Origin of the sequence: Gellertiella hungarica, assembly GCF_014197145.1 — a bacterium.
Taxonomy (GTDB): domain Bacteria; phylum Pseudomonadota; class Alphaproteobacteria; order Rhizobiales; family Rhizobiaceae; genus Gellertiella; species Gellertiella hungarica.
In genome coordinates this window covers 746,631-771,996 of the sequence record NZ_JACIEZ010000001.1, presented here as the reverse complement: position 1 = coordinate 771,996, position 25,366 = coordinate 746,631, and the positions used below count along the sequence as shown (strand labels likewise).

Below are 25,366 nucleotides of genomic sequence, written 5' to 3'. Positions count from 1 at the left end.
TTGGTCGCCCGCAACGCCTCATGGCGCCATGCCGCAGTTCTCGACGCTCCCGCGCGCCATGGCCGAGGCCCGGGGAAGCAGGCACCGGAGACGAATCAGGATTCCACCGATTCCTGTCTTAGAATCAGAGAGTTGGGAGCTGCACAAGCAAAAAGGCCGTCATGCGGGGAACGGGAATGGCTGCAGAAACGAAAATCCTCCCGCCCTTGCGGACAGGAGGATTTCCCTTCTCAACGGGGTTCTGCGGCCCGCGTCAGATGACGTAAAAGTCGCTCGCTGTCAGGGCCAGCCCCTTCGTCAGGGTGGCAAATTTCACCCCTGCCGAAGCACCTGTCCCATCGAGGTCGTAATAGAGATTGCCGTCGAGGCTGTTGTAGATCACGCGGTCGCTGGAATCGCCCGCCCGCCCGGTGGAATTCTTCGCGAAGGCTGCTGCCGCCAGCGCGCCTGCGGTGGAAAGCGCCGTAAAGACCGCATTCTCCAGGTAAATCACGTCATCGACCACATTGAAGTCGATGATCTTGTCGGAGTTGGACAGACTGTTCGGCGACGTGTTGAACACGAAGATGTCCCGGCCCGTACCGCCGGTCAGGAAATCGTTGCCGGCACCGCCATAGAGCACGTCGTTGCCCCCTGCACCGTTGATGATGTTGGAGGCACCGTTTCCGGTGATGGCGTTCGCGAGCCCGTTGCCGGTGCCATTGATCGCCGCCGAACCGGAGAGGACGAGATTTTCGACCGTGCCCAGGATCTGGGAGGCGCCGAGCGCGAAGCTGATGCTGGAAACCACCATGTCGACACCCGCACCGCCATCGGAAAGCTCGTCCACGATGTCGGTGGCGACGTCGACATAGTAGCGGTCGTCACCGGCCCCGCCCCGCAGGGTATCGCTGCCGTTGCCGCCGATCAGGGTGTCGTTGCCCGCCCCGCCGACGATCACATCATTGCCGAGCCCGCCATCGAGCGTATCGTTGCCCGAAAGACCGCAAAGCGTGTCTGCGCCGGCAAGTCCCGTCAGCTTGTTGGCTGCCGTATTGCCGATCAGGGTATCGTTGAAACCGCTTCCGATCGCCTGCTCGATCACGGTGTCGGTCGCGATCGCAACATTGCCGACGGAACCGTTGACGTTGGAGAAGGAGCCGGGCCGCAGATCCAGCAGGCTGCCCATCGCCGCGTTCGACAGGTTGATGGTGTCGTAGCCCGACGTATCGTGGATGGTGAAGGAGGAACGGGCGAACCGGCCGAAATCCGTCACGCCGAGCATCACCGTCGATGCCGCGCCATAGGCGGTATCGCCGCCATTGACAGCAAGGACGCCATACATCTGCTGGATGGCGGCGATGTCGGCGATCATCGGTCCGTTGATGAACAAGTTCGTCGCCCCGTTGGCCGTATAGTTCGACTGCTCGTAATAGGACATGACCGAGTATTGCCAGGTATCGATGTCGAACAGGCGGTCGGTCGCGTAGTCGCCGGTGCCGTTGTAATGCCCGCCATGGGCAAGCCCGAGGGCGTGGCCGATCTCGTGCACGAAGGTCTGCAGCCCGTAGGAGCCGATGCCCCACTGCATGTTCACCGGCCAGCCCGCCATCCAGTCCTGCGACACCTGGATCTGCGCACCGGTGCCGCCCCAGCTCGTGTAGGCGTCGCCGGAACCGTCATTGTTGAAGGTGATGTCTGCCCGGGTTGCCCCCGTGACGGTCACGAAGCTGAGGCCCGTGGCGGAGCTCCAGAGGGAAAGGGCCTTCAGGGCCGAATCGAGCTGCGCCGCATTGTCCTTCAGCCCGTCGAGGTTGACGGAAATGGTGGTCTTGCCAAGCGCCAGCTGCCCGCCTGCCAGATCGGTGGCGAGAAAGTTCACATAGCCGCTGAACTGTGTATCGCTAAGCACATTGGTCGCCATGTCACACCAAACCCACCGTTGTCTTTCGTGGATCGGTTGTAGGCACGAAACCCTAAATCGGATTTAGGTAATACATTATCATTTTATATAATGTCTGTTTTCACAAACAGCAAAAACATCCTCCCGCTTCAATTGTGCATGCACCCAAAGCTGAACAATTCCAGAGGTTGTGCACGGGCAAGGAAGATACTATGCCTCCCCCGTTAATCGGGGAGAACACGCATGGCTACGATTACCGCCACTTACGCGCTGAACATGAACAATCTGAACCTGAACGACATCATGTCCTCGTACTATTCGTTCTACAATAACGTCTATCGGAAGTACGGCAACGTCACCTATGAAGACGTGGCCGTTTTCAGCTACGGTTCTGGCTATGCCGATGTGTTCGGTGGCCGCGGCCTGACCTACAATGCGTATGGCGTTACTGGCGGCACGATCACCGGCTATCTCGGCATGTCGGGCGTAACGCCCCTCTTCGCCGTGCAGAACTTCAGCTACAGCGCCCTTTCGATGTGGAATGCCGCAAAGACAATCGGCACGTCGGACGACTTTGCCATCTTTGCCTCCATCCTCGGTGGAGCCGACACCTTTATCCTGTCCAACGGCGCCGACGTGGCGCGCGCCTATGCCGGCAATGACGTCATGTACGGACGGGGCGGCAACGACGTGCTTCTGGGCGACGCCGGCAATGACCAGATTTTCGGCGAAAGCGGCAACGACACACTGTACGGCGGCATCGGCGCGGATCGCCTTTCGGGCGGCATCGGCATAGACACGCTCGTCGGAGGAAGCGGCGCTGACAGCTTCATCTTCGCCACGGCCCCGAATGCCACGACCAACCGGGACATCATCACGGATTTCTATCGGGTGGATGACAGCATGCTGCTGGAAAACGCCATTTTCACGAAGCTGGGCGCCGCCGGCACCATGAGCAGCGCCTTCTTCACCAGCAACACGGCAGGCGTGGCCAGGGACGCCAACGACTATATCGTCTACGAATCAGACACCGGAAAGCTGTTCTACGATGCCGATGGCTCCGGCCGCGGGGCACCGGTGCTGATCGCGACCCTGTCGAACAAGGCGATCATCACCTATGCGGACTTCATCGTGATCTGAACCTCCTGCCACCGCACATGCAAGAAACCCGCCTCGTCAGGCGGGTTTTTTCATGTCGGGCGCCGGATGGGCTGCTTCTGCCCTGACCTCAGATGACCCAGAAGTCCGCGGCCGTTATCCCAGGCTTGTTGGTCAACGTCGCCGCGATACCGGAGCCGGTTGAGCAGAGAAGGGCCGGCCGCGAGGCGGCCAACCCGGAAGGCGTCAGGCCTGGAACGGGATCACCTCGCGTCCCGGAATGAACTTGCCGAGACGCTTGATTTCCCATTCCAGCAGCACGCCGGAATTCTCGTAGACGCGCTGGCGCACGGTCTCGCCGAGATATTCGAGGTCGTAGGCGGTCGCCTGCCCCGTATTGATCATGAAATTGCAGTGAAGCGAGGACATCTGCGCCCCGCCGATCATCAGGCCCCGGCAACCGGCATCGTCGATCAGACGCCAGGCTGAATGGCCCTCGGGATTCTTGAAGGTCGAACCGCCGGTCTTTTCCCGCACAGGCTGCACCGTTTCGCGGTGATGGCGCACGGCATCCATGTCGGCGCGGATCTTCGCCTTGTCTTCCGGATACCCCTCGAAGGTCACATGGGTGAAGATGAGTTCCGCCGGTGCGGAGGAATGGCGATAGCTGTAGCCCATGTCGGCATTGGAGAGCACATGGCGGTTGCCCTGCCGGTCGAGCGCCTCGACCTCGATCACGCGCTCCCGGGTTTCGGCGCCGTTGGCCCCGGCATTCATGCGCAAGGCGCCGCCGATGGAGCCGGGGATGCCGTAGTAGAAATGGAAGCCGCCGAGCCCGCGATCCATGGCAAAGGCCGCAACATTCTTGTCGGGGCAGATGGCGCCCGCGCGGATGCGGTTTTCGCCAGCCTCCTCGACATTGCCGAAGCCCTTGGCCGAGAGCCTCACGACCACGCCCTTGATGCCGCCGTCACGCACGAGCAGGTTCGAGCCGACGCCCACGACCGTAAGGGGCACATCTTCCGGCAGCAGCTTGAGGAAGGCCTGCAGGTCTTCCACATCCTGCGGCTGGAAGAGCAGCTCCGCCGGCCCGCCGGCCTGGAACCACGTCATCCGATCCATCGGCGCATCCGGGGTCAGGCGGCCGCGCAGCGTTTCCACGCCGGAACCGAGCCGCGCCAGAAGTTCTTCGCCATTCACCTGTCTCATGCCTTTTGTCCTGCCTTTGCCGCCAGTTCCTTCGGCAGCGCCGCCGCCCAGGCGGTGATGTTTCCTGCGCCGAGCAGGACCACGAAATCGCCGGGGGATGCGATCTGCGCCACGATATCCGCCAGCCCGTCCGGGGACGGCAGATAGCGGGCGTCGCGATGGCCGCCGGCCTTGATGCGGGATACCAGGATTTCCGAGTTCGCATCCTCGATGGGATCCTCGCCCGCGGAATAGACCGGCGCGATCATGATGCTGTCGGCATCGTTGAAGCAGCCGGAGAACTCCTCCATCAGCGATGACAGGCGCGTATAGCGGTGCGGCTGATGAACGGCGATGATCCGGCCCTTGCAGGCTTCCCGCGCCGCCTTCAGCACGGCGCGAATTTCCACCGGATGATGCCCGTAATCGTCGAAGACCTGGATGCCGTTCCACTCGCCGGTCAGCGTGAAGCGCCGCTTGACGCCGCCGAAGCTCGCAAGACCCTTGCGGATATCCGCATCGGAAATGCCGAGCCGGTTGGCGACGGCGACGGCTGCGGTGGCATTCGACACGTTATGGCGCCCCGGCATGGGCAGCGCCAGCTGCTTCAGAAGGAAGGTCTGGCCGGTCCGGCGACGGCGGATTTCCACGTCGAAGACCGACCGCGTTCCCTCGTAGCGCACGTTCATGAAGCGCACATCGGCCTGCGGGTTCTCGCCGTAGGTGATGACCTTGCGGTCTTCGATCTTGGCAACCAGCGACTGCACTTCCGGATGATCGAGGCACATGACGCCGAAGCCGTAGAACGGCACATTCTCGACAAACTGCCGGAAAGCGGCGCGCACGGCATCGAAGCTGCCGTAATGGTCGAGATGCTCGGGGTCGATGTTGGTGACCACCGCGACATCCGCAGGCAGCTTCAGGAAGGTGCCGTCGCTTTCGTCCGCTTCGACCACCATCCACTCACCCTCGCCCATGCGGGCATTGGTGCCGTAAGCGTTGATGATGCCGCCATTGATGACCGTCGGATCCAGTCCGCCCGCCTCGAGCAGCGTCGCGATCATCGAGGTGGTCGTTGTCTTGCCATGCGTTCCGCCGATCGCAATCGCATTGCGGAAACGCATGAGTTCCGCCAGCATTTCCGCCCGGCGAACGACCGGCAGCAGCTTTTCGCGCGCCGCGACCAGTTCCGGGTTATCCTTGCGGATCGCGGTGGACACGACCACCACCTCGGCCTCGCCAAGATTTTCCGCCTTGTGGCCGATATGCACGGGAATACCCTTGTCGCGCAGGCGCTGGACGTTGGCGCTGTCGGCCTGGTCGGAGCCCTGCACCTTGTGTCCGAGATTGTGCAGCACTTCGGCAATGCCGCTCATGCCGATACCGCCGATACCGATGAAATGGACAAGGCCGATGGCCTTCGGCATCTTCATGATCTGGTCCTCTTGAATTCCGTCATGGTCTTTCCTGCCGCAATAAACCCGGTGAGCCGGGCAAGCAAGCGGGTAGCATCAGGTTTGCCCGAAGCCTTGGCCGCAGCCGCCATCGCGGACATGCGGTCGGGATCGGTCATGGCGCCGTGGATGAGCGCCGACAGTTTCTCCGGCGTCAGCTGCGCCTGGGCGATGACCTTGGCGCCGCCCTTCTGGGCAAGGGTCGCGGCGTTTGCGGCCTGATCGTGATCGAGCGCATGCGGATAGGGCACGAGGATCGCCGGCCTTCCGATGACCGAGATCTCCGAAACGGTGGATGCGCCAGACCGGGTAATCAGGAAATGGGCGCGCGCGATGCGTTCGGCCATGTCGCCGAAGAACGGCGAGACGTCTGCCGCAATGCCGAGCTCCTGGTACCGCTCCTTCACCGCTTGCAGATCCTCCGGGCGGGCCTGCTGCGTCAGGCGGAGGCGCCGGCGCTGGCCCTCGTCGAGCAGCGCGATTGCCTGCGGGACGGCCTCCGAAAAGTACTGCGCACCCTGGCTGCCGCCGAACACCACGAGATTGAAGGGTGCGTCGCCGGCAGAGGGCTCGTAGGCCACGTCGGCCGCAGCAAGCACCGCAGGCCGCACGGGATTGCCCGTCGTCACGGTCTTTGCCGCAAACTCGCCCGAGGTTTCCGGAAGGAAGCCGCCGGCAATGGCATTCACCCGCTTGGCCAGCAGGCGGTTGGCGCGGCCCATCACCGCATTCTGCTCATGGATGACGGTGGGAATGCCGAGGCCGCTTGCCGCCATCAGCGGCGGCACCGTCGGGTATCCGCCGAAGCCAACGACAGCGCGCGGTTTCAGGCGCCGGATCAGAGCCCGCGCCTGGCGATAGCCCGTCCACAGGCGCCAGAAGGCTTTCGCCACCGCGATCGGGTTCTTCGAGCCGATGGTGGCCGAAGGCACGACATGAATTTCGTCTGCCGGGAACTTTCCGGCAAAGCGCTCGGCGCGGCTGTCTGTCACGAGATGCACCGCATATCCCTCCGCCTTCAGCGCATGGGCCAGCGCCTCGGCAGGGAAGAGATGGCCGCCGGTACCGCCGGCGGCAAGAAGGATCAGGGGTTGAGCCATTTGCCGCGGTCCTTATTCGGCCGGAACGCCCTGGGCGACCCGGAAGAGGCTGCGCTCGAGCGCGCGTTTTTCGGGCCGGTGGCGGGTGAGCGCGAGGATGAAGCCCGCCGTGACGCAGATGGCCAGCATGGAAGAGCCGCCATAGGAGATCAGGGGCAGGGTCATGCCCTTTGCCGGCAGGAGCTGCAGGTTGACGCCGATGTTGATCATCGACTGGATGCCGAACTGCAGGACGAGGCCGGCGACGGCGAAGCGGTTGAAGTCGTTCTGCTCGCGGAAGGCGTGGCGCAGGCCCCTGAGCACGATGAAGGCAAAGATCGCCACCAGCGCCATGCAGAACAGGATGCCGAACTCTTCCGCCGCGACCGAGAAGATGAAGTCCGTATGGGCATCGGGGATGATGCGCTTGACGACGCCCTCGCCCGGTCCCTGGCCGTACCAGTTGCCGCGGATGATCGCCTCGCGCGCGGTGTCCACCTGGAAGGTGTCGCCTTCGCCCGTCAGGAAGCGGTCGACGCGGCCCGCCACGTGCGGGAAGACATAGTAGGCGGCGACGAAACCGCCGGCGCCGAGCGAGCCGAGAAGGATGATCCACAGCCACGGCATGCCGGCCATGAAGAACATGCCGCCCCACACGGCGCTGGTCAGGATCGTCTGGCCAAGGTCAGGCTGCGCCACGAGCAGCGCGCCGACGATGCCGAAGAGAATGATCGCAAAGAGATTGCCGGGAATTTCGGGCTGGCGGGCATGTTCGGAAAACAGCCATGCGCAGACCACCACGAAGGCGGGTTTCATGAATTCCGAAGGCTGGATGGAGATGCCCGCAAGCGTGATCCAGCGCCGCGCGCCCTTTACCTCCTGCCCGAAGAAGAGCGCCAGCAGCATCATGGCCAGCGAGACCAGAAGCAGGATGATCGCGGTGCGCCGCACCTGTCGCGGGGTCTGGAAGGAGAGACCCACCATCAGCGCTAGCCCCGGCAGCAGGAAGGCGGCATGGCGCTTCACGAAGAAGAAGGGCTCGAGGTTGATGCGCTGCGCAACGGCGGGCGAGGCCGCGAAGGACAGCATGAAACCGATGCCCATCAGCAGGATGAATGTGGCGAGGAAAAACCGGTCGATGGTCCAGAACCAGTCGGCTATCGGTCCCCGTTCCGCGCGGCTAACCATATCTCAGTCCCCCGTTCAGGAAGCGATCAGCATGGTGACGCCGGAAAGCGCCGCCACATGGGCAACGAAAGCATCGCCCCTGACCTCGAAATTCTTGTACTGGTCGAAGCTTGCGCAAGCCGGGGACAGCATCACCGCATTGGGCGCGCCGTCTGCGGCCGCATCGGCTGCGGCATGGGCCACGGCCCGCTCCAGCGTGCCCGAAATCTCGTAAGGCACGGCCTCGCCCAGCGTCGCGGCAAATTCCGGCGCAGCCTCGCCGATCAGGTAGGCCTTGGCTATGCGCGGAAAGAAAGGCGCGAGGCTGGTGATGCCGCCCGATTTCGGAAGTCCGCCGGCGATCCAGTAGATCCGCTCGTAGCTCGAAAGGGCGGGCGCCGCCGCATCCGCATTCGTGGCCTTGCTGTCGTTGACGAAGACCGTATGGCCGATCCGGCCGACCGGCTGCATGCGGTGCTTCAGTCCCGGGAACGACGTCAGGCCGGCCTGTATCTCGTCGCGGCTCAGCCCGACGGCCAGGCACGCGGCGATGGCCGCGGCGGCGTTCTGGGCATTGTGGCTGCCGCGGAGCGTCTGGATTCCGGCAAGATCGGCAATGGTTTCGCTCGATCCGCCGGTGCTGCGGACGATGGCGCTGCCTTCCGCATGAAGCCCGTTTTCCAGCGCCTGCCGCCTCGAGATGCGCATCACCTTGCGTCCGCTCTTCTCGATGCGGTCGGCAATGAGGGAACAATAGCTGTCGTCGACCCCGACGATGGCAACATCGCTTCCCGCGACAAGACGCTCCTTCACCTCAGCGTAATGCTGCATGGTGCCGTGCCGGTCCAGATGATCGGGCGTCAGGTTGAGGAGAATCCCCGCCGTCGGGTCGAGCGTCGGCGCCAGATCGATCTGGTAGGAGGAACACTCGATCACGTAGTAGCGATCGGCCGCCGGCGGATCGAGGGTCAGGATGGCCGTCCCGATGTTGCCGCCAAGCTGGGTGTCCCGTCCCGACGCCTTGAGGATATGGGCAATCAGCGCCGTCGTGGTGGACTTGCCGTTGGTGCCGGTAATGGCGATCATCGGGCAACCCGGCTGGAGCGCACGGCGCTCGCGCACGAAGAGCTCCACGTCCCCGATGACCTCCACGCCCGCCGCACGGGCGAGGTCGACGGTCCAGTGCGGTTTCGGATGGGTGAGCGGCACGCCGGGCGACAGCACGAAGGCGGCCTGCGCCGGCCAGTCGATGCCGCGAAGATCGGCCGTGGCAATTCCGGCTTCGCCGGCCTTCGCCACGCTGTCGGGATTGTCGTCCCAGGCCAGCACCTCCGCCCCGCCTGCAACGAGCGCCTTCGCGGTCGCCAGACCCGAGCCGCCGAGACCGAACAGAGCAACCTTCCTGCCGCTGAATGTGGAGATCGGGATCATGGCCTTACCGCAGCTTGAGCGTGGCAAGACCGATCATGCCCAGCACGACCGCGATGATCCAGAAGCGGACGACCACCTGGCTTTCCGTCCAGCCGAGCTTCTCGAAATGGTGATGGATCGGTGCCATGAGGAAGACGCGGCGTCCGGTCATCTTGAAGAAGCCCACCTGGATGATCACCGAAAGGGTTTCCATGACGAAGAGGCCGCCGATGATGACCATGACCACCTCGTGCTTCGTCGCTACGGCCACCGAACCGATGAGGCCACCGAGCGCGAGCGAGCCCGTGTCGCCCATGAAGATGGCGGCCGGCGGGGCATTGAACCAGAGGAAGCCGAGACCGGCGCCGATCACCGCGCCGAGGATGACGGAGAGCTCTCCGGTTCCGGGGACGAAATTGATCTGCAGGTAGTTCGCAAAGACCGCATTGCCGGAAAGATAGGCAATCACGCCGAAGCAGGCGGCGGCGATCATGACCGGCACGATGGCAAGTCCGTCGAGACCGTCGGTGAGGTTGACGGCGTTGCCCGCCGCCACCACCACGAAACCGCCGAAGACGACGAAGAAGAGACCGAGGTGCAGGAACAGATCCTTGAAGAAGGGGAAGGCCACCGCCGTCGCGAATTCCGGGCCGCGCGGGCCGGAATAATAGGCAGAGCGCATCATGAAATAGACCGCGATGCCGGCGATCAGGAACTCGATCGCCAGTCGCGCCTTGCCGGACAGGCCGAGATGGCTCTGCTTCGTCACCTTCAGGTAGTCGTCATAGAAGCCGATGGCACCGAAGCCGAGCGTGACGAGCAGGGTGGCGACGACATAGACATTCGACAGGTCTGCCCAGAGCAGCGCCGAGACCACGATGCCGGCGAGGATCATCAGGCCGCCCATGGTCGGTGTCCCGGCCTTCTTGAAGTGCGTCTGCGGGCCGTCGGCCCGGATCGGCTGGCCCTTGCCCTGACGGATGCGGAGCGAATCGATGATGCGCGGGCCGAAGAGGAATACGACGAGGGCGGAGGTGAACAGCGCTCCGCCCGTCCGGAAGGTGATGTATTTGAACAGGTTGAAGGCCTGTAGATAGGCCTCCAGTTCCACGAGCCAGATGAGCATTCTTGCCCTTCCTCTTAAGCGGTTGCGCCCGGCGACGGCACGGCGGGATATTGTTGAATGAGTGCATCGACGATCCGGCCGCAACCGGTGCCCTTGGACGACTTGACCATCAGGACGTCGCCGGGGCGAACGGAGGTCAGCACGAAGGGGATGAGATCGTCGACCGTCTTGCGGTATTCGATTTCGGTCGTGCCGGAAAGGGCCTCGGCAAGGTAGGCCATGTCGGGACCGGCGAGCCAGACCGTATGGATGCCGCCTTCCCTCAGCGGTTCGGCGAGCTCGGCATGAAGCTCGGGCGAGAACTCGCCCATCTCCAGCATGTCGCCGAGCACGGCCACGCGCCGCCCCTCGCCCGAGGGCGCAGTGCCGGCAAGAAGCGCGATGGCCGCGCGCATGGACGAGGGATTGGCGTTGTAGCTTTCGTCGATCAGGGTGATCACGCCGCCGGGAATCGCCAGCCGGTGCTGGGCACCCCTGCCCTTTTCCGGCTTCAGCGTCGCAAGCGCCCCCTTGGCCCTCTCGACATCGGCACCGGCGAGTTCGGCAACAGCCAGCACCGCAACCGCATTTTCCGCGATGTGACGGCCCGGAGCGCCGATGGAGACTTCATGGGTGGCACCGCCCGCCTGCAGCCAGACGGTGGACCCGCTGGGCGAGCCGTCGAATTCCGCGAGGCGGAAATCGGCCCGCGCGTTCGCGCCGAAGGTATAGACATGGGCCACGCCTGCCGCATGGGCCGCCCGATCCATGATGTCGAACTGGGCGCTGTCCCGATTGATCAGAACCGCCCCGCCGGGGACGACGCCTTCGAATATCTCAGACTTCGCGACGGCAATGTCCTCGAGGCTCGAGAAATTGCCGAGATGGGCCGCGCCGATATTGGTGATGACGGCGATATCAGGCCGGACGAGCTTCACCAGCGGGCGGATCTCGTCGAAATGGTTCATCCCGATCTCGAAGATGCCGTAATCCGTATCCCGCGGCATGCGGGCGAGCGTCAGCGGCACGCCCCAGTGATTGTTGAAGGAGGCGACCGACGCATGCACCTGACCCGAGGGCGCAAGCACGTGGCGCAGCATCTCCTTCGTGGTGGTCTTGCCGACCGAACCGGTGACGGCGATGACCTTGCCGGGGATGCGATCGCGCGCTGCCATGCCGAGCCGGCCGAGCGCCGCGAGCACGTCGTCGACGACGATCATGGGCACCGTGAGGCGTCCGAGCGCCGGCAGCTTCGCCTCGCTGACGACAAGCATGGCTGCGCCATTGGCAACGGCGATGGATGCGAAATTGTGCCCGTCGACCCGGTCGCCCTTGATCGCAAAGAAGGCTTCCCCGGGAGCGATCGTCCGGCTGTCGATGGAGATGCCGGTGATGCCCGCCGGCAGAACCCCGACGGGGCGGCCATGCATGGCCTTGATCATGTCATCGCAGGTCCAGAGATAGGTCAATGGTCATGGCCCTCCAGTGCCTTGCGCAGTTCCGCATGATCGGAGAAGGGGAAGGTTTCCGTCCCGATGGTCTGGCCTTCCTCGTGGCCCTTGCCGGCCACGATCAGCGTATCGCCCGAGCGGAGCATGGCGACCGCCTCGCGGATAGCCTCGGCCCGGTCGCCGATTTCGCGCGCGCCTTTGGCTCCGGCCATGATCTCGGCGCGGATCGTCTCCGGCACCTCGGTCCGCGGGTTGTCATCCGTCACGATCGCTATGTCGGCGAGACGCGTGGCGATCTCGCCCATGATCGGGCGCTTGCCCTTGTCGCGGTCTCCCCCGCAGCCGAAGACAACGATGACGCGGCCGGTGGTGAAGGGACGGACGGAGGAAAGCACGTTCGCAAGCGCTTCCGGCTTGTGGGCATAGTCCACATAGGCCAGCGCCCCGTCCTTCGTCTTGCCGACCAGCTCGAGACGCCCCGATGCTCCTTCGAGCTTCTCGAGCGCCTTCATGGCTGTGGCGGCGGGAACGCCGGTGGACATGGCAAGGCCGGCCGCAACCAGCGCATTGGCAATCTGGAAATCGCCGGCAAGGGGAATGTGGACCTCGAAGATCTCTTCGCCCACATGCACCTCGGCCACCTGCTTGTGGCGGAAGTGCTCGACACGCTTCAGCGCGATGAAATCACCGTGGCGGCCCACGGTCCTGATATCGCAACCGGCAGCGCGTGCAGCCGCGATGGCCTTCTCGGACCAGGCGTCGTCCGCAAAGATGACCGCAGGCGCACCCTTGGGGAGCAGGTCGGTGAAAAGCCGCATCTTCGCCCGCATGTAGTCGTCCATGTCGGGGTGGTAGTCCATGTGATCGCGGCCGAGATTGGTGAAGGCGCCCGCAGCCAGCCTTACGCCGTCGAGGCGGCTCTGATCGAGGCCGTGGCTGGAGGCTTCCATCGCCGCATGGGTGACGCCCTCGTCCGCGAGCTCGGCGAGCAGCTGGTGCAGCGAAACCGGATCGGGGGTGGTCAGCGAACCGTAATCGTTGCGCCTGGGCGAAATGACGCCGGTGGTGCCGATCTGCGCCGCCTGGTGCCCCGCATGGGCCCAGATCTGACGGGTGAAGGAGGCAACCGACGTCTTGCCGGCGGTTCCCGTGACAGCGACCATGCAGCCTGGCTGGCGCCCATGGAAACGGGCGGCGGCATGGGCGAGATAGCGGCGGGGATTGGCAACGCGCAGCACCGGAACGGCGGCCTGCACATCGTGGCCGGCCACCACCGCAACCGCACCGCTGGCGACCGCCGCATCCACGAACCGCGCTCCATCGGCCTTCACGCCCGCGAGCGCGACGAAGACCATGCCCGGCTTGATCTGACGGCTGTCGGCGCTGAGGCCCGTGACGTCGATGTCTCCGGCAGGACCGGACAGAAGCGGCTGAAGCTCGGGAAACAGATCCCCGGACAGGTCTTTCAGTTTCATCAGAATGCACTTTTCTCTGCTGGGGGCCGTCAGGCAGGTCCTTCTGGCCCGAATCGATCTCCGGGATTGTCTACGGTTCAATAAGACATCAGCAAGGCATTTCCATCCGGCCCGAACTTGGGCTTGACACCGAGAAGCGCTGCCGTGCGGCTGATCACCTTGCCGACCGTCGGGGCAGCGTTGCTGCCGGCGGTTGCCCCCATGCCGGGCTTTTCCGGCTGCGGGTTATCGACGACAACGAGCACGATGTACTCCGGCTTGTCGATCGGGAAGGCGGAAAGGAAGGCATTGAAGCGCTGGTCGGAGCTGTAGCGCCCGTTCACCACCTTTTCGGCCGTGCCCGTCTTGCCGCCCACGACGAAGCCGGGCACCTCTGCCGACTTGCCGGAGCCGTTCGTCACGTTCATGCGGAACAGCGTCTTCATGTCTTCGACGGTGCTCGGCTTCACGACCTGCTCGGCTACCTGGTCGGCCTGCTCCTCCGTTCGCGGCAGGAATGTCGGCGGGATGAGCTTGCCGCCATTCATCAGCGCAGCCGCGGCCACCGCCGTCTGCAGCGGGGTCGTGGAAACACCGTGGCCGAAGGAAATCGTGATGGAGTTGATCTTCTTCCAGACCTTCGGCTGGGTCGGGGTTGCGACCTCGGGAAGCTCGGTCTGCATCCGGCTGAGGAGACCCATCCGGGTGAGGAAGTGCTTGTGCGCCTCGATGCCGACGAGGTCGGCCATCCGGGCGGTCCCCACGTTCGAGGAGTAGATGAAGATTTCCGGCACCGACAGGATGCGGTGCTTGGCATGGAAATCGTGGATGGTGAATCCGCCGATGGTGATCGAGTTGCGGGCGTCGAAGCTGTCGGAGAGCTTGACCTTGCCGCTGTCGAGCGCCATGGCCGTCGTGAAGGTCTTGAAGGTCGAGCCCATCTCGAAGGTGCCGGCGGACATGCGGTTCATGTTGTCCTTCTCGAGCGCCTGAACCGGGTTGTTCGGGTCGTAATCGGGAATGGACGCCATGGCGAGCACTTCGCCGGTATGGATGTTGAGGACGACGCCACCGGCTGCAAGGGCGTGATAGCGGTCCTTCGCCGCGACCAGCTCCTCGCGCAGGATGTTCTGGACGCGAAGGTCGATCGACAGGCGGACGGGTTCGAGCGGGGCATTGCTGGTCATGCCGACGGCAGCGAGATCGGCAAGCCCCTGCCCGTCGATATACTTCTCCATGCCCGCGATGCCGCGGTTGTCGATGTTGACATGGCCGATGATATGGGAAGCCGTCGGTCCGCCCGGGTAGAAGCGCCGCTTTTCCGGACGGAAGCCGATACCGGGAATCCCGAGCGCCAGGATCTGGTTCTGCTGCTTGGGGGTCAGCTGACGGCGCAGCCACTGGAAATGGGATTTCGACGACAGCTTCTTGTAGGTGCCCTTCACGTCCAGATCGGGCAGCACCGAGTTCAGAAGCTCGACGGCCTCGTCCACGTCGACGATCTTGTGCGGTTCGGCGTAGAGCGACACCGTGCGGACGTCGGTCGCCAGCACCTCGCCGTTACGGTCGAGGATGTCGGGGCGCGAGGCCATCAGGCGGTCTGCGGGCGGAATGCTCGATACCTCCTCCGGCGAGGTGACACCGAACTGGACGAGCCGGCCGCCAATGACGCCGTAGGCCATCACGAAGGCGCTCATCATGATGACCAGACGGCTTTTCGTCTGGCTCTGCTTCTTCTTGCGCGTTCCCTCGAAGGCACCCGGCGCGCGGTTGCCGCCCGCCGAGAAATGCGCCTTGCTCTTGACCACCATGATGCGGGAGAGAAAAGACATTACTGTTCCACCGATCCGGTTGACATATCGTCCGTTTCATATTCGGCCCCGGAGTTTGCCGGAGCCTGATCAGGCGAAGCGGGCTGTTGGCCGCCCGAAATGATGGCCGCCACGTCGTCGACCACAGGCTTTGCGGGCGCGGATGCAACGGGCAGCCCGGCAGCAGGCTCCTTGGTCTTGTCCTTGTCCTTGTCCTTGTCCTTGCCCTTCGCCTTGCCGTCCTTTTTCGTATCTTCGGGCGGCGGCGGCACGTCTGCCTTCAGCATGGGAAGTTCGGACGGCTGGGCAAGCTGGGTCGAGGCCGTCGGCACAAGGGCCAGATCCGCCTGATAGGCGTCGATCAGACGCTGGAGCCGGTTCGGCTGGGACAGAAGCGCCCAATCGGCCTTCAGGAGATCGATGGTGTCGCGTTCGAGGCGGATCTCGGCCTCGATCTTGCGGACTTCCTCGAGCTTGAGCTCCGCACGGTGCTTGATCGAATAGGTCACCGTCGCGGCTGCGGTCATGACGACGACCATGACGATGTCGGCAGTCCTGAGCATCATCAGCCTCCAAGCTTCTCGAGCGCCGTCAGCGACGGCAGGTCAAAGATGGAAAGGTCGGCCTTGCCGGCCGCCACCTCGGTGCGAATGCCGGCCCGCAGCTTTGCCGACCGGGCGCGCGGGTTGCGTTCGGCCTCGTCTTCCGATGCGATCACCAGCCCCTTGCCGACGGGGGTGAAAACCGGCGGACGATCCTCGATCATCGGCATGTGACGGGAACCCTGCGCCTTGCCGGAACGGTCGGCGAAGAACTTCTTGACCATGCGGTCTTCCAGGGAATGGAAGGTCACGACAACAAGACGGCCGCCCGGCTTCAGGGCAGCCTCGGCGGCCAGAAGCGCGCGGCCGAGCTCGCCGAGCTCGTCGTTCACATAGACGCGCAGCGCCTGGAAGACGCGCGTGGCCGGATGGATCTTGTCCTTGGCCTTGCGCGGATTGACCAGTTCGATGAGGTTTGCGAGGTCGCGCGTGGTGGCGAAGGGTTCGCGCTCGCGGCGCTTCTCGATGGCCCGGGCAATGCGGCCTGCCTGCTTTTCCTCGCCGAGAAAGCTGAAGATGCGGATGAGATCCGAAACCTTGGCGCGGTTGACGACATCGGCAGCCGAGAGACCGTTGCCGGACATCCGCATGTCGAGGGGACCGTTCTTCTGAAAGGAGAAGCCGCGCTCGGCCTCGTCGATCTGCATCGAGGAGATGCCGATATCGAGCACAACGCCGTCAAGCCCACCCTCGGGAGCGTGCTCCGCGAGGCGGGAAAACTCGGACTGGACAAGGGAAAGCCGTCCCGCGCGCTCGGTGACGAGCGCCTGTCCGCCGGCGATTGCCGTGGGGTCCCTGTCGAGTGCAATGACGGTCGCGCCGCGGTCCAGGATGGCCCGCGCATAGCCGCCCGCCCCGAAGGTGCCGTCCAGGATCACCTTACCTTCGGAGGGCTCGAGCGCCTCCAGAACTTCCGCCAGCATGACGGGGATGTGGCGCGCAGCCTCCTCCCCGGGCCGGGAATGCTCCCCGTCCGTTTTCGACGCCATCGCGTACCCTCGTATTATGTGGCTGGCGCGCTCCGCCGCTGGTGCGCCAGCCGGGCTGCCTGCTGGGCATCCTGAAATGCCCGAGGCTGCCACAACTGAAAATAGTCCGCCCGCCCGACGAAGGTGACTTCCGTCGTGATGCCGGTGAAGGCGCGGATGAAATCCGTCACCATCAGCCGCCCTTCCGGGTCGAGCTTCATGAAGACGCCACCCCCGTGAACGAGGAGCGACATCTGGTGCGCTTCCGGACTGAAGGCATCGAGCTGGCCCAGCTGGCGCTCGAACCGCTCCATCAGCTCGGGTCCCCCGATGCTGATCGCCGGAAACACGAAATCCTGAAAACCGTAGAGCTCCTGTATCTGCCGCTCCTGAAGAACGGACCGGAACGGCGCCGGAACGGAGACCCGCCCCTTCGCATCGACCCGGTTGGTTGCATGAGACAGGAAGCGGTTCATGACGCGTTACAGCCGTTTCCCCTGGCGGAAGACGGCCCGAGCCGACTTCCAGCGCCACTAACACTTTCACACGCGTCCGCCGTCCGCTGGCCGCATGGCCGACGGTTGCCCCTTTCGGGGAGCCGTACCGCTTGGACGATGGATGGGCCGCTACAAGCCCTCGGTGTGTGTGCATTTGGGATACCATGGGACCACATGGGCGTCAATGGGAGCGAGCCGTGGAGGGACCCCGGACGCATCGTATATTCATAAGCCGTTAAGATTAACGAAAGGTTAGGAAATCAGGGTTTTAGAGCGCAGCACGGCGCTTTTTCCGCGCTTTCGAAAGGGCGGAGAGACGAAATTTTTCTGATTGGATATCAAAGATTTAGTTCCGATTTCCGGAGCCGGGCGAATTTTGGCCCGTGTCGCCGGAAAAGGAAGTTGCCAGTCGGCCTGTAAGCCGGGTTCTGTATGGCTCCGCTTGCGCGGAACGTGGCAGCCATTCATCTGGGACCGTGCTCGCGCACGGCCTCGCGCAACCCACCCGGATGACGGCCCCGGAAAAAAGGCTGGGCCGCTTGCGCGGCCGCGTGTCATCCCTATTCGGTCTTGCTCCCGGTGGGGTTTACCATGCCGTCCCTGTTGCCAGGTTCGCGGTGGGCTCTTACCCCACCTTTTCACCCTTGCCCCGCCGCCTCTCCGCTCCCGGGGAAGCGGACAGGTGGCGGGGCGGTCTGTTTTCTGTGGCACTTTCCCTGGGGTCGCCCCCGCCGGACGTTATCCGGCACCGTTTTTCCGTGGAGCCCGGACTTTCCTCACCCCATCGCCTTTCGGCATTGATGAAGCGCGGCTGCCCGGCCGACTGGCAAAGGGTCCTTAGCGGGGATTGCGCGGCTTGGCCAGAAGAAAACGGCCGGCCTCAGCTTTCGGCGAGCAGCATCGTGACCTTGCCGCAATAGCGCCTGGATACGGGGTTCATGCGCTTCGCGCCGTGGCCGGCATTATATTTGAGGATGGTGTTGCAGGTTTCGCCGCCGCCGAGCGTCTGGGCCATGGCGAGATATTTCATGCCGTAACGGATGTTGGTCTCGGGATCGTAGAGGCCCTTCACGGTGCCGCGGTAGCCCATCATGCGCGCCGTGGCCGGCTTGATCTGCATCAGGCCCACCTCTCCCGCAGAACCACGAAGCTTCGGATTGTAGTTGCTTTCGACGCGCACGACGGCGTGGGCAAGATCCTCGTCGACGCCATTGAGCGCCGCATAGCGATCGATGATGGCACCATAGGGTTTGCCGGTTTCCGTTTTCACGCCTGGCAGGCCGGCCTTGACGCCGGGAACGGAGGTCTTTCCGGAGCGGGCCGGCGGCGCGATGGAACCGGTTTCCATCCTGTCGATGGCGCCGGCATGGGCAATCGAATTTCCGGACAAAAGAAGGGCGATGCTTGCCGCGGCAGCGAGGGACCGTCTGATCATTGGGTTATGTATTCTCCATGCGGGCGAACGGTGGCGGGCGGCACAGTCGCTCGGGCCCATCCCTGCGCTTTCACCCGGCGGCAAGGCTACCGGCCGGCAGAAGCGTATCCGTTCACGCGTGTTGACGTTGTGGCAGCCCGCCTTCCGCATCCGGGATCGGGCCGGGCCGCCGCTGACGTCTGGAGTTAAAGCAGCCCAATGGGGAGAGAATAGGGAAAGACCGTGGCAGAGGCGATTTTGATGGAACCCGCCGATGGGTGGCCGCCCTCAGGCGCACCGAAGATCAGGCATAGCGCGGCAGTGTGCTGAACAGCCGATGCAGCGTCTGGATGGTCGAGGCATCGGCCACGCCATCCACCCTTTCCTGCCGGAAATGCCGCTGGAAAGCCTCGACGTCGCCCGCCGTCGCATCGGAGAATTCGCCCGTTATTTCAGTTCTGTAACCATAGAGCGACAGCATGGACTGGAGCGCCTCGACCGGGGGACCGCAATCGCCCCGCTGGAAGAACCGACCGCCGCTGATTTCAGCCGGCTCCACCCAGTGACCGATGCCGGCCGCATGGAGCGTGCCCCAGGGAAACCGCTCGCCCGGATCGACCTTGCGCACCGGGGCAACATCCGAATGGGCAAGCACCCTTTCCGGCGCTATTGCCCAACGACGGACACAATCCCGACAGAGTTCGATCAACGCCGCGATCTGCACGTCCGGGAATGGCGGAAGCCCTCCCGGATGCCCGGCATTGGCGATTTCGATGCCGATCGAGCGGGAATTGATGTCCGTTTCGCCGGCCCAGAAGCTCCTGCCCGCATGCCAGGCACGCCGCGCCTCGGGCACAAGCTGCAACACCTCGCCATTCTCGCGGACGACGTAATGGCTCGAAACCTCGCTCTCCGGGCGGCAAAGCCAGTCGATGGCGCCGTCCTCGCTCGGCATGCCGGTATAATGCAGGATGATCATGTCGGGGCCGGCCTCGCCCTTGCCGACGCGCGGACCGTGATTGGGCGACGGGCAAACCGTCGCATGGGCGTAATCGGGAGAAAAATGGCTCATGCGGCGCGGCGTTCCCGCTCGATGGCGCGATAGGCCGCATTCAGCTGCGCCATCCGGTCGTTGGCAATGGCATGGAATTCGGCGGGCACGCCCCGCGCGATCAGCCGGTCGGGATGATGTTCGGAGACAAGGCCGCGATAATGCTTGCGGATGGAGGCAAAATCGTCGCTCGGCGACACGCCCAGAACGCGGTAGGGATCCTTCCCTTCGACATAGACATGGCGGGCCGTGATGCGCGCGAAATGCTCGTCGCCGATGCCGAAAATCTCGGCAACGCGGGTCAGGAAGGCATATTCCGATTCGTGGATCAGCCCGTCCGCCTTGGCGATGTGGAACAGTCCGTCGATGACGTCCTCCAGCACCGGGCAATTGCTTTCGCAGGTGGCGCAAAGGCCGGCAAGGCGCTCCGCATAGGCCTCGAATCCCGCCACGTCCTGACGGGCGAGGTTGTAGAGGCGGGCCACGTTCTTCGCCTCTTCGGGCGGAAACTCGAAAATCCGACGGAAGGCGGCAACCTCCGCTTCCGACACGATGCCATCTGCCTTTGCCATCTTGGCGGAAAGCGCGATGATGGCGACGGAAAACGCAACCTTCCGGCGCGTTTCCGGATCGCCCTCGAAAACGGTGCGTATGGCTTCCACCACGGCTGACAAGGCATTGCTGGCAGTATCAGCGACGGCGCCCAGCAATTTTTCCCAGAAGGTCATATGCGCTTTCGTTCCCGAAGACATCTCTGTTCAAGGTTGACCGATTTACCCGCACATTGGCAAGTAAAATGACGTCGCACCCCCTGCTGAAGTTTCATGTTCTCCTTAACAGACGCCCGCTATCCTGCGCCATCGTATTTTGCTGATAGACGGTTCAGCCGAAGCCAACCTGCAACCCCGGCCGCGACCGGCGCTTATCCACACGCATCCGGGCCGCCGGGGAGTTTCAACCGATTATATCCAAAACCCTTCTTGCAGACCGGGAAAGACCAGTCGAAAAGGCTGCACGGAACGCGATACGCCCTTTACAGTTCCGGCAGGGTGACGCATCCATCGGGCACGAATTTGATGAAGGCGCCGCCTGAGGCATGACGGCGTGAAGGAGGACGAATGGCCAAACAGAAAGTCGCAATGCTGACCGCCGGGGGGCTTGCTCCCTGCCTTTCCTCCGCCGTTGGCGGACTGATCGAGCGCTACAGCGATGTGGCTCCCGAGATCGAGCTGGTAGCCTACCGCTCCGGTTATCAGGGTCTTCTGCTCGGCGACCGCATCGAAATCACGAAGGACATGCGGGAAAAGGCGCATCTGTTGCACCGCTATGGCGGCTCGCCGATCGGCAACAGCCGCGTCAAGCTGACGAATGCCGCCGATTGCGCCAAGCGCGGCCTCGTCAAGGAAGGCGTCAACCCGCTGAAGGCCGCCGCCGAACAGCTCGCTGCCGATGGCATCACCATCCTGCACACCATCGGCGGAGACGACACCAACACGACGGCTGCGGACCTTGCGGCCTATCTCGGCGCCAATGGCTATGACCTCACCGTGGTGGGCCTGCCGAAGACCGTCGACAACGACGTGGTTCCGATCCGCCAGTCGCTCGGCGCATGGACGGCAGCCGAAGTCGGCGCCGGTTTCTTCGATCACGTCAGCAACGAGCAGAGCGCCGCGCCGCGCACGCTCGTCGTGCATGAGGTCATGGGCCGCCATTGCGGCTGGCTCACCGCCGCGACCGCAAGGGCCTATGTCGAGCGAACCCGCCACAACGAGTATATCGACGGCCTGATGATGAACACCCAGATGAAGAACATCGACGGCATCTACCTGCCGGAGATGGCCTTCAACCTGCAGGAAGAGTCCGAGCGCCTGAAGAAGATCATGGACGACGCCGGTTTCGTGACCGTCTTCGTCTCGGAAGGCGCCTGCCTGGACGCCATCGTGGCCGAGCGCGAAGCCGCCGGCGAAACCATCAAGCGCGATGCCTTCGGCCACGTGAAGATCGATACCATCAATGTCGGCAACTGGTTCTCGAAGCAGTTTGGCACCCTGATCGGCGCCGAGCGTGCAATGGTCCAGAAATCGGGCTATTATGCCCGTTCTGCGCCGGCGAATGCCGACGACCTCAGGCTGATCCAGAGCATGGTGGACCTTGCGGTCGAAAGCGCCCTCAACAAGGTTTCCGGCGTGACCGGTCACGACGAAGCACAGAACGGCAAGCTTCGGACCATCGAGTTCCCGCGGATCAAGGGCGGCAAGCACTTCGATCTGTCGACGCGGTGGTTCGGGGAGCTGATGGATCATGTCGGACAGGCCTTCAAGGCCGGTTGACGAAACGGCTGGCCGATGTCTCCATAGGCACGGCCACCCGCCATGACAGGCGATGCAAGGAGGAGAAAGGACATAATGACCGCTGCAACCGGACTGATGCTTTCCCTCTTTGCGCTTCTCGTCCTCGGCTGGCCGAGCGAAAGGGCACGGCAGCTGACGGAATTCGCCAGAACCGATCTGGGCACCGCCGCAGCCGCCCTGTTCGGCTGGATCGCCTCCAGCATTGCGCTCGCGGCACTGCCGCTCGCAGCCGCCTTCGGCATCATGAACGTTTCGCCGGGACTGATCATCCTGTGGCGCTGGGGCGGGCTGGCGGTGCTGTTCTGGCTGGCCACCGCCGGGGCGCTCGCGCCCTCCCTCGCCTACCGGCCCATGGCCGCTAACGACAATCTGCCCGTGCGCGGCGCCCTGCGCATCGCGGTCGAATCCGCATTCCGGGGCTACGACTGGAAAACGGCGCTGCTGGTTGCCGCCGTCGTTCCGCAGTTCATCGACCCCGACCGCGCGATCATGCCGCAGTTCCTGATCGCAGGCGCGGTATTTACAGGCGTTACCCTGCTTTCGGCCGTCTTTTTCGGCCTTTTCCCGGCGCGGGCGCATGCCTTTCTCAATCTTCTTCCTGCCCGCCGGAAGGCCCTGAAAACCAGCATGGGCGCGCTCCATCAGCACGGCCAGACCCGCATCAGCTACCGCCGGAAGGCGGCCTGAGGGGGCTTCCAGCTTGCGGCCATGCCGCAAATCGGTTAACACAGGGCATCTTTTGAAACGGGCAATTGCGATCTGTTAAGCATGGCACTGCCCCCATTCGAGGAAAAAAGCTGCATGGCAGTGACCCGATATGCCGGTCTGAAGAGCGCTCTTCTGCTCGCGACCGCAATCTCAGCCACCTTGAGCGGCTGCGCCAGCGTCGAGTATAACAAGCTCGCCGACGGCAAGTCCAAGAAGGTGGTTCCCATGCCGACGCAGGCAGCCGAGACCGCCTATGCCGCCCCCGGCCAGCCGGGCGCCGTTTCCACCCAGACATTGTCCGAAGGTCCGACCGTCGTTGCCGCCGAACAGGCCGCAGGCATTCCCCTTCCGACCCCCAATCCGTCCAATCCGCAGATGGCTGCCCTGATGCAGCCGGCGCCGGTCCAGGCCGCAGCCGCTGTCCTCCCGGGCCAGCCGCAGCTGCAACAGGTCGCGATGGCCGATACGGCCGGCACCAATCCCCTGGCTCAGGCACAGACGACCCCGGGCATGGAACTGGCTTACGCCACGCCGACCGTGGTGGCTGTTCCGCAGCCCCGTCCCGATATCATTGCGGCGGCCAACTCCATCCCGACCGCAGGCGGTCCCGATGATCCGCAGGTCACGCAGCCGCTGACCCAGCCGCAGAGCAGCGCCCAGAAGGACGCCGAGCTTCTGCAGCAGCGTCTTGCCAGCGCAGATCCTGCACCCGGCAATCCCAATCCGCTCCTCGCGGGCGTCGCGGTTCCCACGCCGCGGCCCGACATGAAGCCCATGGGCCTCGAAGCCTATGCCAGCACGCCGGAGATGATGGCTCTCGACGCCTTCGACACCAGCGCGCCGAAGGAGATCGCCAAGGAAACCGGCCTTGCGCCGAGCGGCAAGCTCCAGGCGCTCATCAAGAAATATGCCGAGCTCTATCAGGTTCCCGAAGCCCTCGTGCACCGCGTGGTACGCCGCGAGAGCATGTACAATCCCAATGCCTACAGCCGCGGCAATTACGGTCTGATGCAGATCCGCTACAACACCGCCAAGTCGCTCGGCTATACCGGCAGCCCCTCGGGCCTCTTCGACGCCGAGACCAATCTGAAATACGCGGTCAAGTATCTGCGCGGCGCTTTCATGGTTGCAGACAACAATCACGACAATGCGGTGCGGCTCTATGCCCGCGGCTACTACTACGACGCCAAGCGCAAGGGGCTGCTGGCACAGGTCCAGTAAGCCGCGACGGCGACATGATGACATCAAGGGCCCCTTCCGGGGCCCTTTTCATGTGCGCCTCAATCGAGGGCGTCGGCGATCGCCTTGACCAGCGGCTGAGGCACCCAGCCAAGCTTGCTCGGAGTGAGGCCCATGCGCACCACGACAAGCCGCTGCGAGGGGATGATGGCGACCGTCTGCCCGTCATGGCCCTGCAGCCAGATGGTATCTTCCGGCAGTCCATAGGCGGAGCTGGGCTTGTCGTCCGGGCCGGCGATCCACGTCTGGGCACCGGAATAGAGCCCGCCGGATGCCCTGGAGGGCGTGCGCACGGCCTGCATGTATTCCTCCGACAGAAGGCGGGTGCCGTTCCACACGCCGTCCTGAAGGAGGAACTGGCCAAAACGGGCCCAGTCTCTTGCCGTGGCATAAAGATAGGATCCGCCAACCAGTGTTCCGGTCACATCCGTTTCGAGGACGGCGCTGGTCATGCCGAGCGGCGCGAAGAGCGCCTTCTGCGGATAGGCCGTCGCCTCGCCGAAATCGCCGATCCGGTTCATCCAGATCCGCGCGATCAGCACGCTCGTTCCGGTCGAATAGCGGAAGGTGGTGCCGGGCTTCGCTTCCGATGGCTGACCGGCGGCAAAGCCCGCCATGTCCGGTTCGAGATACAGCATCCGGGTCACGTCGCTGACGTCGCCATAGTCTTCGTTGAATCGCAGCCCGCTCTCCATGCCCATCAGATCGCGCAGGCGAATGTCCTTCCGCTCGTCGCCGGCCCATTCCGGAAGCAGGTTGGCATCATCGAAGGAGAGGCGCCCCTCCGCCATCAGGCGCCCGGCGATGGCTGCGTTCACCGATTTCGTCATCGACCAGCCGAGGAGCGGCGTTTCCTTGGTGAAGCCGGGAGCATAATGCTCGCCGACCAGCTTGCCGTCCTTGATCACGACCACGGCGCGGATCCCGGGACCAAGCAGTTTGCCGTCCGCGAGCGGTGCGGCAAGCTCGGGCCGGGCATCGCCATCGGCAAGCGGGGCGTCGCCGGCGGGCCAGGCGATATCGGACGGCTTCGGCAGGGCCTGAGGCCCCTGCGGCAGGCCCGACAGGGCGCTGAGATCATAGCCGCGCGGCAGATTGGTGCAGCCGAGCCCGTCCCGATAGGCGGCCTTCGATTCCGCGAAGAAGCCAAAAATCCGTGTCGTGACGGTCTTGCGCTCCTCGTCCACGACGGCGCTAACGAACTTGAGGAGCGGATGCCCGGGCGCCTGCACGTCGACCGCCATCACCTCGGCCGGATCGCGCCCGGCGATGAAGCGGTTCGAGCAGACGATCTTGGCGCTGTAGCTGTCACCGACGAGGAGCAGCTCCGGCGGCGCCACGTAAAGCCATGCCAGAAGCCCGGCAAAGACTGCCAGCATCGCCAGGAAAAGCCCGCGCACCATCTTGCCCAACATCAGCACCTTCTCCCCGCGTTCG

21 protein-coding genes and 1 other RNA gene are annotated in these 25,366 nt (G+C 64.0%); 4 read left to right on the top strand and 18 right to left on the bottom strand.

What is annotated here, in order from left to right; translation table 11 throughout:
* Window positions 1-253: 253 nt before the first annotated feature.
* On the bottom strand, window positions 254-1,903 hold the full coding sequence (locus GGR23_RS03675) for a M10 family metallopeptidase (protein WP_183364731.1): 1,650 nt from the start codon (window positions 1,901-1,903) through the stop codon (window positions 254-256).
* 222 nt (window positions 1,904-2,125) lie between these two features.
* Between GGR23_RS03675 and GGR23_RS23390 the strand changes: the two genes are divergently transcribed.
* Window positions 2,126-3,022 carry a calcium-binding protein gene (locus GGR23_RS23390; protein WP_183364730.1) on the top strand — a complete coding sequence of 299 codons (897 nt, stop codon included), beginning with the start codon at window positions 2,126-2,128 and terminating at the stop codon, window positions 3,020-3,022.
* Between the two features lie 204 nt (window positions 3,023-3,226).
* Here the strand turns inward: GGR23_RS23390 and murB are convergent, their stop codons facing one another.
* The 16 genes from murB to GGR23_RS03590 form a co-directional block, all read right to left on the bottom strand.
* The gene (murB, locus tag GGR23_RS03665) at window positions 3,227-4,189 is read right to left on the bottom strand and encodes a UDP-N-acetylmuramate dehydrogenase (protein ID WP_183364729.1); all 963 of its coding nucleotides are present in this window, start codon (window positions 4,187-4,189) and stop codon (window positions 3,227-3,229) included.
* On the bottom strand, window positions 4,186-5,601 hold the full coding sequence (gene murC, locus GGR23_RS03660; RefSeq protein WP_183364728.1) for a UDP-N-acetylmuramate--L-alanine ligase: 1,416 nt from the start codon (window positions 5,599-5,601) through the stop codon (window positions 4,186-4,188). The genes murB and murC overlap by 4 nt, the downstream gene beginning before the upstream one ends.
* A complete protein-coding gene (murG, locus tag GGR23_RS03655; RefSeq protein ID WP_183364727.1) occupies window positions 5,598-6,722 on the bottom strand; it encodes an undecaprenyldiphospho-muramoylpentapeptide beta-N-acetylglucosaminyltransferase in 1,125 nt (374 codons plus the stop codon). The genes murC and murG overlap by 4 nt, the downstream gene beginning before the upstream one ends.
* A 12-nt stretch (window positions 6,723-6,734) precedes the next feature.
* The gene (gene ftsW / locus GGR23_RS03650) at window positions 6,735-7,889 is read right to left on the bottom strand and encodes a putative lipid II flippase FtsW (protein WP_183364726.1); all 1,155 of its coding nucleotides are present in this window, start codon (window positions 7,887-7,889) and stop codon (window positions 6,735-6,737) included.
* A 15-nt stretch (window positions 7,890-7,904) separates the two neighbouring features.
* Complete coding sequence (gene murD, locus GGR23_RS03645) at window positions 7,905-9,299, bottom strand: UDP-N-acetylmuramoyl-L-alanine--D-glutamate ligase (protein WP_183364725.1); 1,395 nt, start codon at window positions 9,297-9,299, stop codon at window positions 7,905-7,907.
* Window positions 9,300-9,303: 4 nt separating this feature from the next.
* Entirely contained in the window at window positions 9,304-10,404 is a 1,101-nt protein-coding gene (mraY, locus tag GGR23_RS03640; RefSeq protein ID WP_183364724.1) for a phospho-N-acetylmuramoyl-pentapeptide-transferase, read from the bottom strand.
* 14 nt (window positions 10,405-10,418) lie between these two features.
* Entirely contained in the window at window positions 10,419-11,852 is a 1,434-nt protein-coding gene (locus GGR23_RS03635) for a UDP-N-acetylmuramoylalanyl-D-glutamyl-2,6-diaminopimelate--D-alanyl-D-alanine ligase (RefSeq protein ID WP_183364723.1), read from the bottom strand.
* Window positions 11,849-13,309, bottom strand: coding sequence for a UDP-N-acetylmuramoyl-L-alanyl-D-glutamate--2,6-diaminopimelate ligase (locus GGR23_RS03630; RefSeq protein ID WP_183364722.1), 1,461 nt, complete (start codon window positions 13,307-13,309; stop codon window positions 11,849-11,851). Before GGR23_RS03630 ends, GGR23_RS03635 begins: the two co-directional genes overlap by 4 nt.
* Window positions 13,310-13,386: 77 nt before the next feature.
* On the bottom strand, window positions 13,387-15,120 hold the full coding sequence (locus tag GGR23_RS03625) for a peptidoglycan D,D-transpeptidase FtsI family protein (RefSeq protein ID WP_183364721.1): 1,734 nt from the start codon (window positions 15,118-15,120) through the stop codon (window positions 13,387-13,389).
* Window positions 15,120-15,662 carry a cell division protein FtsL gene (gene ftsL, locus GGR23_RS03620; protein ID WP_183364720.1) on the bottom strand — a complete coding sequence of 181 codons (543 nt, stop codon included), beginning with the start codon at window positions 15,660-15,662 and terminating at the stop codon, window positions 15,120-15,122. The genes GGR23_RS03625 and ftsL overlap by 1 nt, the downstream gene beginning before the upstream one ends.
* Window positions 15,663-15,664: 2 nt before the next feature.
* Complete coding sequence (gene rsmH, locus GGR23_RS03615) at window positions 15,665-16,690, bottom strand: 16S rRNA (cytosine(1402)-N(4))-methyltransferase RsmH (RefSeq protein ID WP_183364719.1); 1,026 nt, start codon at window positions 16,688-16,690, stop codon at window positions 15,665-15,667.
* A gap of 14 nt (window positions 16,691-16,704) precedes the next feature.
* A complete protein-coding gene (mraZ, locus tag GGR23_RS03610; RefSeq protein WP_183364718.1) occupies window positions 16,705-17,145 on the bottom strand; it encodes a division/cell wall cluster transcriptional repressor MraZ in 441 nt (146 codons plus the stop codon).
* A gap of 422 nt (window positions 17,146-17,567) precedes the next feature.
* Window positions 17,568-17,993, bottom strand: an RNA gene (rnpB, locus tag GGR23_RS03605) — RNase P RNA component class A.
* 53 nt (window positions 17,994-18,046) lie between these two features.
* Window positions 18,047-18,601, bottom strand: a complete 555-nt coding sequence (locus GGR23_RS03600) for a lytic transglycosylase domain-containing protein (protein ID WP_183364717.1) — start codon at window positions 18,599-18,601, stop codon at window positions 18,047-18,049.
* Between the two features lie 283 nt (window positions 18,602-18,884).
* On the bottom strand, window positions 18,885-19,652 hold the full coding sequence (locus GGR23_RS03595; protein WP_183364716.1) for an N-acetylmuramoyl-L-alanine amidase: 768 nt from the start codon (window positions 19,650-19,652) through the stop codon (window positions 18,885-18,887).
* On the bottom strand, window positions 19,649-20,359 hold the full coding sequence (locus GGR23_RS03590; protein ID WP_183364715.1) for a J domain-containing protein: 711 nt from the start codon (window positions 20,357-20,359) through the stop codon (window positions 19,649-19,651). The genes GGR23_RS03595 and GGR23_RS03590 overlap by 4 nt, the downstream gene beginning before the upstream one ends.
* A 390-nt stretch (window positions 20,360-20,749) precedes the next feature.
* Between GGR23_RS03590 and GGR23_RS03585 the strand changes: the two genes are divergently transcribed.
* The 3 genes from GGR23_RS03585 to GGR23_RS03575 all read left to right on the top strand — a co-directional run bounded on the left by GGR23_RS03585 (window position 20,750) and on the right by GGR23_RS03575 (window position 23,911).
* Window positions 20,750-21,961, top strand: a complete 1,212-nt coding sequence (locus GGR23_RS03585) for a pyrophosphate--fructose-6-phosphate 1-phosphotransferase (RefSeq protein ID WP_183364714.1) — start codon at window positions 20,750-20,752, stop codon at window positions 21,959-21,961.
* Window positions 21,962-22,036: 75 nt separating this feature from the next.
* Window positions 22,037-22,669 carry a hypothetical protein gene (locus GGR23_RS03580; protein ID WP_183364713.1) on the top strand — a complete coding sequence of 211 codons (633 nt, stop codon included), beginning with the start codon at window positions 22,037-22,039 and terminating at the stop codon, window positions 22,667-22,669.
* Between the two features lie 114 nt (window positions 22,670-22,783).
* A complete protein-coding gene (locus GGR23_RS03575) occupies window positions 22,784-23,911 on the top strand; it encodes a lytic transglycosylase domain-containing protein (protein WP_246364881.1) in 1,128 nt (375 codons plus the stop codon).
* 59 nt (window positions 23,912-23,970) lie between these two features.
* Here GGR23_RS03575 and GGR23_RS03570 read toward each other — a convergent pair whose 3' ends face one another.
* Window positions 23,971-25,344, bottom strand: a complete 1,374-nt coding sequence (locus GGR23_RS03570; RefSeq protein WP_210296823.1) for a serine hydrolase domain-containing protein — start codon at window positions 25,342-25,344, stop codon at window positions 23,971-23,973.
* Window positions 25,345-25,366: the final 22 nt, after the last annotated feature.

Bases quoted from the DNA above. Each gene is read 5' to 3' on its own strand.
- GGR23_RS03675 (WP_183364731.1), bottom strand. From the start codon at position 1,903: ATGGCGACCAATGTGCTTAGCGATACACAGTTCAGCGGCTATGTGAAC.
- GGR23_RS03585 (WP_183364714.1), top strand. From the start codon at position 20,750: ATGGCCAAACAGAAAGTCGCAATGCTGACCGCCGGGGGGCTTGCTCCC.
- murC (WP_183364728.1), bottom strand. From the start codon at position 5,601: ATGAAGATGCCGAAGGCCATCGGCCTTGTCCATTTCATCGGTATCGGC.
- GGR23_RS23390 (WP_183364730.1), top strand. From the start codon at position 2,126: ATGGCTACGATTACCGCCACTTACGCGCTGAACATGAACAATCTGAAC.
- GGR23_RS03600 (WP_183364717.1), bottom strand. From the start codon at position 18,601: ATGATCAGACGGTCCCTCGCTGCCGCGGCAAGCATCGCCCTTCTTTTG.
- GGR23_RS03625 (WP_183364721.1), bottom strand. From the start codon at position 15,120: ATGTCTTTTCTCTCCCGCATCATGGTGGTCAAGAGCAAGGCGCATTTC.
- GGR23_RS03575 (WP_246364881.1), top strand. From the start codon at position 22,784: ATGGCAGTGACCCGATATGCCGGTCTGAAGAGCGCTCTTCTGCTCGCG.
- GGR23_RS03595 (WP_183364716.1), bottom strand. From the start codon at position 19,652: ATGAGCCATTTTTCTCCCGATTACGCCCATGCGACGGTTTGCCCGTCG.
- murD (WP_183364725.1), bottom strand. From the start codon at position 9,299: ATGATCCCGATCTCCACATTCAGCGGCAGGAAGGTTGCTCTGTTCGGT.
- ftsL (WP_183364720.1), bottom strand. From the start codon at position 15,662: ATGCTCAGGACTGCCGACATCGTCATGGTCGTCGTCATGACCGCAGCC.
- GGR23_RS03570 (WP_210296823.1), bottom strand. From the start codon at position 25,344: ATGTTGGGCAAGATGGTGCGCGGGCTTTTCCTGGCGATGCTGGCAGTC.
- GGR23_RS03590 (WP_183364715.1), bottom strand. From the start codon at position 20,359: ATGACCTTCTGGGAAAAATTGCTGGGCGCCGTCGCTGATACTGCCAGC.
- mraZ (WP_183364718.1), bottom strand. From the start codon at position 17,145: ATGAACCGCTTCCTGTCTCATGCAACCAACCGGGTCGATGCGAAGGGG.
- GGR23_RS03630 (WP_183364722.1), bottom strand. From the start codon at position 13,309: ATGAAACTGAAAGACCTGTCCGGGGATCTGTTTCCCGAGCTTCAGCCG.
- murB (WP_183364729.1), bottom strand. From the start codon at position 4,189: ATGAGACAGGTGAATGGCGAAGAACTTCTGGCGCGGCTCGGTTCCGGC.
- rsmH (WP_183364719.1), bottom strand. From the start codon at position 16,690: ATGGCGTCGAAAACGGACGGGGAGCATTCCCGGCCCGGGGAGGAGGCT.
- mraY (WP_183364724.1), bottom strand. From the start codon at position 10,404: ATGCTCATCTGGCTCGTGGAACTGGAGGCCTATCTACAGGCCTTCAAC.
- ftsW (WP_183364726.1), bottom strand. From the start codon at position 7,889: ATGGTTAGCCGCGCGGAACGGGGACCGATAGCCGACTGGTTCTGGACC.
- GGR23_RS03580 (WP_183364713.1), top strand. From the start codon at position 22,037: ATGACCGCTGCAACCGGACTGATGCTTTCCCTCTTTGCGCTTCTCGTC.
- murG (WP_183364727.1), bottom strand. From the start codon at position 6,722: ATGGCTCAACCCCTGATCCTTCTTGCCGCCGGCGGTACCGGCGGCCAT.